The following is a 12253-nucleotide window of genomic DNA, read 5'->3' as shown; positions in this document are numbered from 1 at the left end:
TCACCCGAAAAAGCTCATTTGCTGCATTTCACAGGATCCCTCTTGCCGTCTCAAGTATTTTACTCGGGTCCGTGAGCGTAGAAGAATTTCCTCGGCCGATATGAATTGATCAGTTCCCAGTCATTCTTCAGAGCCCTGTTGTCCTCGTATCCTTCGATAAGTTCAAACGGGGTGATGTCTCCAAGGAAACATTCCCCGCTGTCCAGTATCAGTGAAACGCTGTCTTCACTGTGGCTCGGGGTATGGAGGACCTCCCCCTCAATGCCCATTTCATGAAGAAAGTCCCTGCTTTCCAGGCATGATATAACGGTTGCATAGTCCTCATCCACCGGCGTAAAAGGTGACTTCTCCCTTTCGAAGATGTGATCCGACGCATGGACATAGTCTTTCTGTATGTCCATTAATAGAAGCCGTACCCCTTGTCTCTGGAGGTCTCCTATCAGTCCCATATGATCCGGATGATAATGAGATGCCAGGACAAACCTTATATCCCTGACCTGTATCTCAGCCTTCTTCACCGCCTTATAAAAATCATGCAGCGTGCCGGCATAATCGGTGTCGAAGAGAATGCCCCCATGACTGCCTTCAATGAAAAAAGTATTAGTATTTCCGTATCTAAGTCTGATCATTTGTCTCGTTTGCAAAAACGATCCGTTCCGTTTCATCCGGCAGAACAAAACAGATCCCTCCATCTATCAGGTCATAATATTGCCGGCACTGCGCCTGCAGTTGGTGCTCCCGTCCTGACATACCCGTACTTATCTCATTCATGTCGTCACCCCTCGCTGACACATCCAGAGTGCAGGAACCTTTTCCCGGCGCATCTAGTAAGATATCTCAATTCAAAAGAGCGCTGCAGCCTACAGGCACGCTCTCAGTATTTTCTCTATGTCGTCCTTTTTCAGCGGCCTGTAGCCGTACAGCACGTCGCCTCCGCAGGCTTTTTCCGCCATGACCGGGATATTCTCGTCTCCGATGCCTATCTCGGAGAAAGATGACGGTATCCCGAGCGCGTCGAACAGGAAGTCCTCGGTCAGGGAAATGCTCTTTTCCGCGGCCTCCATGGTGTCCATGGACGAATCAAGCCCGAATACGTTCACGCCGTATTCCCTGAACTTCGGGGCCGTCGTCTCATCAAGTATGTACCTCATCCACCTCGGTGTTATGATGGCGAGCCCCAGCCCGTGGGTGATGTCGTAGATCGCCGATACCTCGTGCTCGATCGGATGGCAGCTCCAGTCGCACTGCTGCTTGGCACCGGCAAAACCGTTGATCGCCCAGGAGCTGGTCCACATGAGGTTTTCCCTGGCCTCATAGTTGTCCGGCTCCTTGAGGGCGATCGGCGCGTATTTGATCACGGACCTCATCATTCCCTCCATGAATCTGTCCAGCATGTACATGCTCTCGCCCTCTGGAACGAAATAGATCTCATAGAGATGAGAGAGAATGTCAGCGCTGCCGCAGGCGGTCTGCTTCGGGGAGACCGAGTATGTCACGGTCGGATCAAGGAATGAGACCTTAGGAAGCATCCCCGGCGCTCCTCCCCCCAGCTTATCCTGAGTCTCGGGATTGCTGATGACACCTCCCGCATCCATCTCGGACCCGGTGGCCGCAGCGGTCAGAACGGAGAATACTGGCAGGCACTTTTCGGTCCTCACCTGTTTCGACAGGAGATCCCAGGCATCGCCGTCGTAAAACGTGGCGGAGGCGATGAACTTGGCGCAGTCGATGACCGAGCCGCCACCTGCCGCAAGGACGACATCTATTTTTTCCCGGCGGCAGATCTCCGCACCCTTTCGCACGGAGTCGATCCTCGGGTTCGGAGCGATCCCGCCGAGCTCAAAGAGCTCGAGGCCGCTGTCCTTCACCGACTCCACGATCCTGTCGTACAGGCCGCTCCTCTTGATGGAACCGCCGCCGTAGCACAGGAGGACCCTGCTGCCCCATTTTTTCAGCTCCCCGCCGAGATGGCCGATCTGGTCGGGCCCGAAATAGACTTTAGTCGGAATGTAATATACGAACTGTCTGTTCTTCTCATCCATGATATTCGCCTCTTTCTTTCAGATGATATGTTAAATGTATTTCTGTTCAGTTACGTCGAAAACGCCCCTCGTGGTGATCCTCAGCTCCGGTATCACCGGCAGGCTGAGAAAACTCAAGGTCATGAACGGGTCGATCTCAGGGTTCACCCCGAGGCTCCTGGCAGCCGTCCTTGCGGTCTCAAGCTCCAGATCCACAGTCTCAAGGGACTCGTCCGACATGAGCCCCGCGATCCCGAGCTTCACCTCTCCCAGGATCTCTCCGCCGCTTTCCACAACGATGCCTCCGCGGTTTTCCGTGAGCCTGTTGACGGCAAGTGCCATGTCCCCGTCGCTGGTACCCACCACGATGATATTGTGAGAATCGTGGGAAAAGCTCGTGGCCACCGCTCCGGATCGAAGCCCGTATCCATTGAGATATCCGATTCCCACGTGACCGGTGCCATGATGCCTCTCGATGACGGCCACCTTCAGGATATCCTTATCCACCTGTATACTCTGGGAGAAGCCCTGGCGTGTCGTCGTTATCTCTCCGTCCACCGTTCCGATGACCGCCCTCGTCCCGCTGTCGTGGAAGTCTTTTTCCAGGAAAAAGTGGTTTCGGAATGTGTCATGAGCGGCAATGTCCAGGCTTTTGTTGATCGCCGGTGGAACGATATCCACCAGCTGACCCGCGCCGATCGATCCACTCACATCATTGCCGGCCTCATCGAACACCAGCCGTCCATTCTTGTATACCTGAACTATGTTGAGATCTTCAAGATCGTCCACCACCGTCAGGTCTGCGAGATATCCCGGGGCGACGGCCCCTCTGTCGTTTAGCTGGAAATGTCTGGCTGCGTTGAAGCTGCCCGTCTTAATAGCGAGGACCGGATCTGCTCCTGCGGCCACCGACCGCCTGATTAGCTCGTCAATATGCCCTTTGTGCAGGAGATCCGACGGGTGTTTGTCATCCGAGCAGAACATGCACCTGTCAGCATATCCTGAGGTGAGCAGCGGGATCAGCGCATCCAGGTTGTGAGCAGCCGTGCCCTCCCGGATCATCACCATCTGGCCCCGCTCTATCTTCGCAATGGCCTCGTCAATATCCGCACATTCGTGGTCGGTGGAGATACCGGCAGCGACGTAAGCGTTCAGGTCTTTTCCCGAAAGCCCCGGCGCATGGCCGTCTATCTTCCTGCCACACACCTCCGCGTCGTCGATCTTGAGAAGGCACTGTTCGTCTTCCTTTACCACCCCGAAAAAGTCCATCATCTCCGCCAGGCCCAGCACTCTCGGATCTCTGTAGTATTTTTTGATGTCACTGCTGCTGAGCAGTGCTCCCGATTCGTCCATAGGCGTGGCGGGAACACAGGACGGGAGCATGAAAAACACGTCAAGAGGCAGGCCCCTCGTGGCTTCCATCATGTAGTCGATCCCGGCGGTGCCCATGACGTTGGCTATCTCGTGGGGATCCGTGACAACTGCGGTGGTACCGTGTGGGATCACCGCTTTCGCGAATTCCACCGGCGCCACCAGGGAACTCTCCAGATGAATGTGTGCATCTATCAGGCCAGGGCATATCACCCTTCCTGCCATGTCTATCTCTCTCCTTCCGTGGTAGCTGACGGCATCTCCGGTCGTGCCGGCACCCGCGGAACTGCCGATGCCTGCGATCACCCCCTGAGTGATAGCAATGTCCCCTTCCTGCAGCTTCCCCGTAAACACATTTACGAAAGTCGCATTCTTCATCACCAGATCCGCAGGCTCCCTGCCCGCCGCAACTGCGATGATCTTCTTCTTTTTCTGTAAACCCTGATCCATACAAAGCACCCTTATGATCTGTCTTGAATGAAACGCCTCGATGCGCCGGTTTTTCTTACACTATACCACAGAGTTGAATGTGACCGCGGTCCAAAAAAAAAGCCGCCGGATCACTTCCGGCAGCCCTATATGTCCTGTATTCTACCACGGACCGACTCTGCTACTTATCTTCTTCCTTTTCCATTTCCTTCCGGTACTCCGTAATGGTCTTCCCGGTCCAAACAGAAAAGGCCCTGAGGAACGAATTCAGCTCCGCATACCCCAGCAGATAGGCCATGTCGTTTGTGGTCATATCCGTGTTACGGATGTAGCGTATGGCCAGTATCTCCCTGGTGTTGTTCAGTTGCTTCTGAAAAGTCGTATCCTCCTGAGACAGCTTCCGCTGGAGAGTGCGGCGTGACATCCCGAGCTTTTCAGACACGTCCTCGATGGTTCCTGCGCCTCCCGGCAAAAGCTCAGTCAGGGCGCTGCGCACCCTGGCGCTGACGGAGTCATCAACCTCAACCTCAGCCAGCCTCTTTGCCAACTCCGGTTCGAAGTAGCTCCACATGGCGTCATTGAAGGATATGAACGGCTCGTTCAGGTCTTTTCTGGAAAAAACGATGTAGTTTTCTTCTCCATGTTCCGGGGCGATTCCTGCGAAATCCGCAAATGAGTCGTCTTTCGGAAGTTCCGTCATGCTGATCTTCATAGGATTGATGTCCTCGTGAGTAGCCCTGCGGAACATCCCGATCAGAAAAGCGAACTCAGACTGCACCAGAAAAGAAGGTATCTCCAGCGTCTCATCTCCCGGCACAAGCCGGATCGTCTCCTGGTCTTCCTCCTTGGAGACAAGAAACCTCATAGGTCCGATGAGCTTCTTATAACGCGTCAGCCTGTCTATGCAGATCTCCCCGTTCCTGCTGCACCAGGATGCAAAGATCGGCGGCGAAAATGACTCTATCTGATTCACCGTAGACATGTTAATTGGGAGCTGGCTGTCAGTGCTCAGTTTCCCGATTGCCTCCATGAAGCGGTAGTACTCTTCCTCCTTCATGGTGACGATCTTCCGCCTGAATGTATCCTCCGGCAGCCTGGCTTTCTTCAGCACCGCCTCAGGGTCAAGCCCGAAATATTTCAGAAGGTCCTCGTACCTTCCATCCACAACAAAATGATTCATTTCAATACCTCTTAAAATTCTGCTCCCCGCATCATCACTTCAGAACAGGATTCACGTACCGCCTGCGGCCCGCCATGTTCACAAGCTGTTCGCCGGGAAGGAGCAGTCTCTTTGCTGCGGCAAGGGAATTACCCGTGCCTGAAAAATAGAATATCATATCAGTTCCTTTTGATGTAGAGCCGGCCTCCGGAAGTTTCCATCCAGAGACCGGCAGCATGAAAGAATTACCTGTTTGCGCTCCCTGCTATCTGCTGGTTGTAAACGAAATTCAGCATGGTCTTCTTAGGGAACATAGGCGCCAGCGACATGAATGGCTTCTGGATCCCCGGCAGGCCTGAGATGCAGTTGAGCTCGCCCTTGAGCATGGCATTGTATCCGTCCAGCGCCACCTGATATGGTTCAACGGCGTTTGCGAAGAGCTTCGTGTCGGTGAGTCCGCCGGTGCTGGCAAATCCAGTCTGCATTGCTCCAGGCATCAGTGCCGTGACTGTTACACCCGTTCCCTGGAGCTCTCTCCACAGGGCGTTGGACCAGCTCGTAACATAGGACTTTGTCGCGTAATACACGGCCTGAAGAGGTCCCGGCATAGCCGCTGCAGTGGAGCTTACGTTCAACACTTTTCCGCTTCCTCTCTCGATCATGTCCTTCAGGAAAAGCTTCAGTATTCTCGTCGGTGTCTCTACGTTTACAGCGATCATGGACATGTCCTGCTCCATGGATCTCCTCTCTCTGGCAAAATCTCCCTGGCCTCCGAATCCGGCGTTGTTGATGATGATGTCAGGCAGCCAGCCGCTGGCCTTGCATGTATCGTAGATGGTCTGGGCAGCCTCTGGCTTTGACAGATCCACAGCTATGGTGTGGATCTCCACTTCGTATTTCTCAGAAGCTTCCTTCGCCTGAGCGTCCAGCTTGTCCTGGCTCCTTCCCACAAGGATCATGTCTCCACCCTTTTCTCCGTGGATCTTCACAAAGCATTTTCCCAGTCCGCCGTAGGACCCTGTGATCAGTGCTGTGTTCTTCATCGTTCCTTCCTCCCATTGTTTAATGTGTTGAATAGCTTGAGTTGGTAATTTGCAGTTGAAACCTTTGTTTATCATTTTCTTCGAGCCGGTCCGTTCCGGCCCCCTGTCCTCATGACAGTTGAAAGGATACCAGATTCACATCCCGACAAGAACATCATAAGGTTCCACATTGGCATCAGTTCGTGCCATCGCTCAGCATATCGCGCCTTGCAATTCCATCCCCCAAAAATTTGAAAAGCGCAAATCATAACCACCAGTTGAACTGGTGGTTTGTCCTTGCCCTAAAAGGGCCTGTTACTTGCAGGCGTCTTAAGACGCACCGAAATAGACTGCCAACCGCATCTCTATTTTCCGGCTGCGCCTAAGGGCGCTTTTTATTATGCCTTCGTATTCTTGCTACCCGTGAACGGGTCTATGTACTCCTTCAATGTTAATTGATCATTTGCGATATCTTCTTGCAGTTGGTTTCGTATGTATTCTGCGATTGCCTTTTTGTTTCTGCCAACTGTATCGACATAATAGCCACGGCACCAGAAATGCCTGTTCCCATACCGATATTTCATATTCGCATGTCTGTCGAATATCATCAGTGAGCTTTTTCCCTTCAGATATCCCATCACTTGCGATACGCTGTATTTTGGCGGAATTGATATCAGCATGTGTACATGATCAGGGCACAACTCCGCTTCTATTATTTCTATGCCTTTCTGATCACACAACTGCCTAAGTATCTTGCCAATATCCTCTTTTATTTTTCCGTAGATAATTTGTCTCCTGTACTTCGGCGCAAACACTACGTGATACTGACACCGCCACTTCGAATGTGTTAAACTATTGATGTCGGTTTTGGTAATATTACCCATCGATTTATTCCTCCTTTGTTACATGAGTGCGGTTGGAAGCCTCATTCATGATATCACAGGAGGTTTTTTCTTGAAGCTAAAGCTTCTTACTCCACCGGCTTAGCCGGTGGTTTTTTTACACTAAAGATCACGAAAAGCGCAAATCATAACCACCAGTTGAACTGGTGGTTTGTCCTTGCCCTAAAAGGGCCTGTTACTTGCAGGCGTCTTAAGACGCACCGAAATAGACTGCCAACCGCATCTCTATTTTCCGGCTGCGCCTAAGGGCGCTTTTTATTATGCCTTCGTATTCTTGCTACCCGTGAACGGGTCTATGTACTCCTTCAATGTTAATTGATCATTTGCGATATCTTCTTGCAGTTGGTTTCGTATGTATTCTGCGATTGCCTTTTTGTTTCTGCCAACTGTATCGACATAATAGCCACGGCACCAGAAATGCCTGTTCCCATACCGATATTTCATATTCGCATGTCTGTCGAATATCATCAGTGAGCTTTTTCCCTTCAGATATCCCATCACTTGCGATACGCTGTATTTTGGCGGAATTGATATCAGCATGTGTACATGATCAGGGCACAACTCCGCTTCTATTATTTCTATGCCTTTCTGATCACACAACTGCCTAAGTATCTTGCCAATATCCTCTTTTATTTTTCCGTAGATAATTTGTCTCCTGTACTTCGGCGCAAACACTACGTGATACTGACACCGCCACTTCGAATGTGTTAAACTATTGATGTCGGTTTTGGTAATATTACCCATCGATTTATTCCTCCTTTGTTACATGAGTGCGGTTGGAAGCCTCATTCATGATATCACAGGAGGTTTTTTCTTGAAGCTAAAGCTTCTTACTCCACCGGCTTAGCCGGTGGTTTTTTTACACTAAAGATCACAAAAAAAACGCCTCGGATCTTCACCCGAAGCGCTGAACACGATCATGTCTGGTTTTATTGGTTAATTGTAATATGAAGTTGAACACTAAAACTAAATAAAAGAAGATCCACAGGACCTATCTTTGGTAGAATTAAGTCACCACACAAAATCACCAAAGGAGATCACCATGGATCGTGACAATTCTACCACACCTGAAAGAGAAAGAGGACAGCATCTCGGATTCGAAGACAGATGCAGCATCAAGACCTGCAAGAAGTTGGGGATGTCTCTACGCAAAACTGCCGAAGTTGTAAACTGTTCTGCATCCACTGTACTCAATGAGTTGCGCCGCGGTACAGGAAAGCGCAAAGGCAATCGTGGGAGGTTCCCTGAGTATTCAGCTAAAAGGGGGCAGGCAAATTATGAAACTAACCGGACCCGCTGTCACAAGCCGCACAAACTAGAAGAAGAAAATCCTTTTATCGATTGGATGGTCAAGCAGGTGCGAGAAAAGCACTGGTCATTGGATTGCTGTGTAGGGTACGCCAGACGTAAGAAGCTGTTTCCAAGCGAGTATATCGTCTGCACAAAGACGCTATACCGTGAGCTGTGGGCCGGTAATCTGCCTCTCTCACCATTCGACTTGCCTGAAGTTCTCTCCCGCAAGTCGAAGAAGGCCCATACTCGCAAGAACAAGAAGGTCCTCGGCAAGAGCATAGATGATCGTCCAGAGGAAGCATCCATGCGCATCGTGTGCGGTCATTGGGAAATAGACACAGTAGTGGGCAAACGAGCTGGCAAGGAATCAGTGGTTCTCACTCTGGTTGAAAAAGTCACTGATTTCTATCTGGCTATAAAGATTCCCGGCAAAGACTCTGACTCGGTAATGGCTGCAATGGAGACCCTTAGAGAAGAATATGGTGACACACATTTTTCAGAGATCTTCAAGACCATCACCGCAGATAACGGACCTGAATTTGAAAGGCTCTCTGAACTAAAGGATTGGGGTGTAGGCGTCTACTTTGCTCATCCGTACTCATCCTGGGAAAGAGGTCAGAACGAGCGACACAACCGTCTCTTTCGCAGATACATTCCGAAAGGAGTGTCCATCGACAAATATTCTGCAGATCAAATACTGAGTTTTGCCGATGAGATGAACGCTTTGCCGCGAAAACGTCTTGGATACTTTACACCAGAAGAGCTCTTCGACGAATTTCTCGATCAAGTGTATTCAGTTGTCAAAGTTCAAAGTGCTTAATTTTACGCTAGTGTTCAAGTTGGAATTGCAATTTATAGTCTGGTTTTATTGTTTTTCTCTCCTGCTTCTCGTCAGGGCAGCCGCGGCGCACAGTATGACGATCCCTTTATTCATTTAAACTTCTTTGCCTCCCTGAGCGCCCAGTCAAAATACGGGATCAGGTCAACGAACAGGTATAAATTATCCTGCATTTCGATTACGAGCTCTTCAATAGTATTCGGAGTATATGAATAACTCACGTCAATGTCATCCAGTTCATCTGAGCTGTCGCCCACTAACATCTTAGCAAATCTGACGAAATCCTTGTTTCTGCTGACAAGCCTTTTCAAATACTGGCGTGACTTTACGTAGTTTCCCTTCTTATAGAATATAACGGACATCGGCAGCAGGATCTGAGTATTATCATATCCGCCGTATTTCTCACTAAGTTCAAGAGCTCCAGCCTCGTCTTCAAAATACGCATAAATGTGCATCAGAACGAACCGAACTCCCATGTTGTCATTTTCGCAGAGTCTCAGCAGTTCCTTGCATTCCTCCTCTGCCCGTCTCATCATGCGGCAGTTCACGAGTGCATCGAGGTATGCCCTGCGAAGCCGCATGTATGGCCTTGTTTCAAGGATAGCCCAGAAATCACCGATATTCTCTTCCTCGAAGTACCCTTCTTCATCCATATGCTTTGTAGCATTCTTTACGGCCTTCTCATAATCTCGAACGAGCTTTGTAACATCTGTGCTCTTGAACTCTATGACCAACGCCTCCGCATCGTAATTGAAGGGATCGAGCTTCAGGGCCTGCTTTGCATACTTCAATGCGTCTTTCGCATTGTCGGAACTGTAAGCCAGCTCCAGATAATCCTCAGCGTCCTCCGCATTATCCGGAGTTAACGGGCCCGGGATCTGGCCATTATAGTCATCAACAAACTTTCTGATCAACTCATTAAGTTCCTCTTCCGTAGGTTCACCATCCGTATTCTCATCAATATATTTTTGAACTTCCTTAAATATCTTCTCGGTTTCTTTACTCATGGATCGCTCCTCATCTTTCACATTTGTTTTTTCGAGTATATCAGAAAAAGGCACTGCCGGATATAGATCCAGCGGTGCCTCGTGTTTTTTCATTATCTCCTGATGACTAGAACAGGATGCCTCCGAACTGTACGAACAGCGGAGCGAATACCAGTGAAACGATAGTCATCAGCTTGATCAGGATGTTGATGGAAGGACCGGATGTATCCTTGAATGGGTCACCAACGGTATCTCCTACAACAGCTGCCTTATGGGTATCAGAGCCCTTTCCACCGAAGGCACCGCCCTCGATGAACTTCTTGGCGTTGTCCCATGCGCCGCCGGCGTTAGCCATCATGATGGCCAAGAGAACGCCGCATGCAAGAGATCCGGCCAGCATTCCGCCCAGTGCCTCTACGCCCAGGAGCAGTCCCACTGCAACTGGAGCGATGATAGCGAGAAGACCAGGGGCGATCATCTCCTTAAGAGCAGCAGCTGTGGAAATGCTTACGCATCTCTTGTAATCAGGCTTAGATGTTCCCTCCAGGATGCCCTTGTCCTCGTGGAACTGTCTTCTTACCTCCTGGATCATCTGGTTGGCAGCCTTTCCTACAGAGCTCATTGTCATAGCTGAGAACAGGAATGGCAGCATTGCTCCGATGAACAGTCCTACGATCACCATTGGATCCAGCAGACTGATGGTGCTCACCTTTGCAGCCTGAGAGAAGGATGCAAACAGGGCCAGTGCTGTAAGTGCAGCAGAACCGATGGCAAATCCTTTACCAATAGCAGCTGTGGTATTTCCTACGGAGTCGAGTGTATCAGTGATGTTTCTTACGTTCTCAGGAAGCTCAGACATCTCTGCGATACCACCGGCGTTGTCGGAAACCGGTCCGTAAGCGTCAACGGCTACAGTCATTCCCGTGTTGGAAAGCATTCCGACGGCAGCCAGAGCGATACCGTAAAGTCCTGCAAAGTTATATGCGATGATGATGCCCAGACCGATGAAGAGGATAGGCCATACAGTGGACTCCATTCCTACAGCCAGTCCGGAAATAATAGTAGTAGCAGAACCGGTCTGAGACTCCTCAGCGATCCTCTTAACGTGCTTGTGAGAATCAGAAGTGTAGATCTCTGTGAGCTGACCGATGATGATACCTACGATCAGTCCTGCGATGATAGCATAAGCATATGTATAGGATCCCAGCATTCTGTTACTGAAGAACAGAGAACCCACGATCACGATGATGCCGCCAACGTATGTTCCGACGTTCATGGATTTTGCCGGGCTCACCTTCTCGGAACCTCTTACAGAGAGGACTCCGATAACGGAAGCAACGATCCCGAGAGCTGAGATAATCAGAGGGAAGATGGCTGCTGTCCTCGCGGAGAATGTCCCCTGGATGCCAGAAGCATCAACGGCTACCGCTGCCAATGTCACTGCGGAAATGATAGAACCTACATAAGACTCGAAGAGGTCGGAACCCATTCCTGCAACGTCGCCCACGTTGTCTCCAACGTTGTCGGCGATAACGGCAGGGTTTCTAGGGTCATCCTCAGGAATTCCCGCCTCGACCTTACCTACCAGATCAGCTCCTACGTCTGCAGCCTTTGTATAAATTCCGCCGCCCACACGTCCGAAGAGCGCCATGGAGGAAGCTCCAAGTCCGAAGCTCGTCACGCACTCCTGAATGGTGGCCATGTCGAGTACTACGAATACTACGCCGAGTCCGAAGAGACCGAGGCCTGCTACGCACAGTCCCATTACAGCACCGCTGCGGAAGGCTATCTTCAGCGCCTTAGGCATTCCGGATGTCATGGCAGCGTTAGCTGTCCTCACGTTACCCTTTGTGGCGACGTTCATTCCGAAGAATCCTGCCAGTACGGAGAGCAGCGCTCCGAACACATACAGAACTCCAGATGTCCAGTTGATGGCAAATCCGATGATCAGGAAAAGCGCAACGATAACGATGGCCATCGTCTTGTATTCTCTGGTGAGAAAAGCGAAAGCTCCCTCTCTGATGAATCCGGAAATCTCCTGCATCCTCTCGTTGCCGGCGTCTGCCCTGCTCACGTAAGAAGCGAGAGCAAATGCGACCAGCAGTCCGATAAGTGCAATTACCGGGATGATCCAAGTTTGCATTTGGTACAAACCTCCTTTAAGTTATGTTCTTTCTAAAAATTGATAAAATAAAATAGGAAGTCCCGGGGGGAAAAGTACAAACATCCACC

11 protein-coding genes are annotated in these 12253 nt (G+C 50.5%); 1 reads left to right on the top strand and 10 read right to left on the bottom strand.

Annotation, left to right across the window (positions count from 1 at the left end; translation table 11 throughout):
• Positions 1 to 59: 59 nt before the first annotated feature.
• From BQ7382_RS03465 to tnpA (BQ7382_RS03430), 8 genes are all read right to left on the bottom strand, one after another.
• On the bottom strand, positions 60 to 629 hold the full coding sequence (locus tag BQ7382_RS03465) for an MBL fold metallo-hydrolase (RefSeq protein WP_159437214.1): 570 nt from the start codon (positions 627 to 629) through the stop codon (positions 60 to 62).
• 231 nt (positions 630 to 860) lie between these two features.
• Positions 861 to 2042 carry an iron-containing alcohol dehydrogenase gene (locus BQ7382_RS03460; protein WP_077390754.1) on the bottom strand — a complete coding sequence of 394 codons (1182 nt, stop codon included), beginning with the start codon at positions 2040 to 2042 and terminating at the stop codon, positions 861 to 863.
• Between the two features lie 30 nt (positions 2043 to 2072).
• A complete protein-coding gene (gene ade / locus BQ7382_RS03455) occupies positions 2073 to 3842 on the bottom strand; it encodes an adenine deaminase (RefSeq protein ID WP_077390753.1) in 1770 nt (589 codons plus the stop codon).
• Between the two features lie 160 nt (positions 3843 to 4002).
• Positions 4003 to 5001, bottom strand: a complete 999-nt coding sequence (locus BQ7382_RS03450) for an AraC family transcriptional regulator (RefSeq protein ID WP_077390752.1) — start codon at positions 4999 to 5001, stop codon at positions 4003 to 4005.
• A 34-nt stretch (positions 5002 to 5035) separates the two neighbouring features.
• Positions 5036 to 5158: a hypothetical protein gene (locus BQ7382_RS09715; protein ID WP_268874715.1), complete on the bottom strand. Its 123-nt coding sequence runs from the start codon at positions 5156 to 5158 to the stop codon at positions 5036 to 5038.
• A gap of 67 nt (positions 5159 to 5225) precedes the next feature.
• Positions 5226 to 6023, bottom strand: coding sequence for an SDR family NAD(P)-dependent oxidoreductase (locus BQ7382_RS03440; protein ID WP_077390750.1), 798 nt, complete (start codon positions 6021 to 6023; stop codon positions 5226 to 5228).
• Positions 6024 to 6400: 377 nt separating this feature from the next.
• Positions 6401 to 6886 (bottom strand): IS200/IS605 family transposase, encoded by a 486-nt coding sequence (tnpA, locus tag BQ7382_RS03435; protein ID WP_077390623.1) that lies wholly within the window; start codon positions 6884 to 6886, stop codon positions 6401 to 6403.
• Positions 6887 to 7162: 276 nt separating this feature from the next.
• A complete protein-coding gene (gene tnpA / locus BQ7382_RS03430; RefSeq protein ID WP_077390623.1) occupies positions 7163 to 7648 on the bottom strand; it encodes an IS200/IS605 family transposase in 486 nt (161 codons plus the stop codon).
• A gap of 298 nt (positions 7649 to 7946) precedes the next feature.
• Between tnpA (BQ7382_RS03430) and BQ7382_RS03425 the strand changes: the two genes are divergently transcribed.
• Positions 7947 to 9017, top strand: coding sequence for an IS30 family transposase (locus tag BQ7382_RS03425; RefSeq protein WP_077389574.1), 1071 nt, complete (start codon positions 7947 to 7949; stop codon positions 9015 to 9017).
• A 110-nt stretch (positions 9018 to 9127) separates the two neighbouring features.
• Here BQ7382_RS03425 and BQ7382_RS03420 read toward each other — a convergent pair whose 3' ends face one another.
• Together BQ7382_RS03420 and BQ7382_RS03415 are read right to left on the bottom strand one after the other, a co-directional pair.
• Positions 9128 to 10135: a tetratricopeptide repeat protein gene (locus tag BQ7382_RS03420; RefSeq protein WP_077390749.1), complete on the bottom strand. Its 1008-nt coding sequence runs from the start codon at positions 10133 to 10135 to the stop codon at positions 9128 to 9130.
• 13 nt (positions 10136 to 10148) lie between these two features.
• The gene (locus BQ7382_RS03415; protein WP_077390748.1) at positions 10149 to 12164 is read right to left on the bottom strand and encodes a sodium-translocating pyrophosphatase; all 2016 of its coding nucleotides are present in this window, start codon (positions 12162 to 12164) and stop codon (positions 10149 to 10151) included.
• Between the last annotated feature and the right edge of the window lie 89 nt (positions 12165 to 12253).

Origin of the sequence: Mobilibacterium timonense (genome assembly GCF_900155555.1) — a bacterium.
Lineage (GTDB): Bacteria > Bacillota > Clostridia > Peptostreptococcales > Anaerovoracaceae > Allobaileyella > Allobaileyella timonense.
This window is presented reverse-complemented; position numbering and strand designations above follow the sequence as displayed.

Coding starts and splice junctions, on each gene's coding strand:
- BQ7382_RS03465 (WP_159437214.1), bottom strand. CDS start 629: ATGATCAGACTTAGATACGGAAATACTAATACTTTTTTCATTGAAGGC.
- BQ7382_RS03460 (WP_077390754.1), bottom strand. CDS start 2,042: ATGGATGAGAAGAACAGACAGTTCGTATATTACATTCCGACTAAAGTC.
- ade (WP_077390753.1), bottom strand. CDS start 3,842: ATGGATCAGGGTTTACAGAAAAAGAAGAAGATCATCGCAGTTGCGGCG.
- BQ7382_RS03450 (WP_077390752.1), bottom strand. CDS start 5,001: ATGAATCATTTTGTTGTGGATGGAAGGTACGAGGACCTTCTGAAATAT.
- BQ7382_RS09715 (WP_268874715.1), bottom strand. CDS start 5,158: ATGATATTCTATTTTTCAGGCACGGGTAATTCCCTTGCCGCAGCAAAG.
- BQ7382_RS03440 (WP_077390750.1), bottom strand. CDS start 6,023: ATGAAGAACACAGCACTGATCACAGGGTCCTACGGCGGACTGGGAAAA.
- tnpA (WP_077390623.1), bottom strand. CDS start 6,886: ATGGGTAATATTACCAAAACCGACATCAATAGTTTAACACATTCGAAG.
- tnpA (WP_077390623.1), bottom strand. CDS start 7,648: ATGGGTAATATTACCAAAACCGACATCAATAGTTTAACACATTCGAAG.
- BQ7382_RS03425 (WP_077389574.1), top strand. CDS start 7,947: ATGGATCGTGACAATTCTACCACACCTGAAAGAGAAAGAGGACAGCAT.
- BQ7382_RS03420 (WP_077390749.1), bottom strand. CDS start 10,135: ATGAAAAAACACGAGGCACCGCTGGATCTATATCCGGCAGTGCCTTTT.
- BQ7382_RS03415 (WP_077390748.1), bottom strand. CDS start 12,164: ATGCAAACTTGGATCATCCCGGTAATTGCACTTATCGGACTGCTGGTC.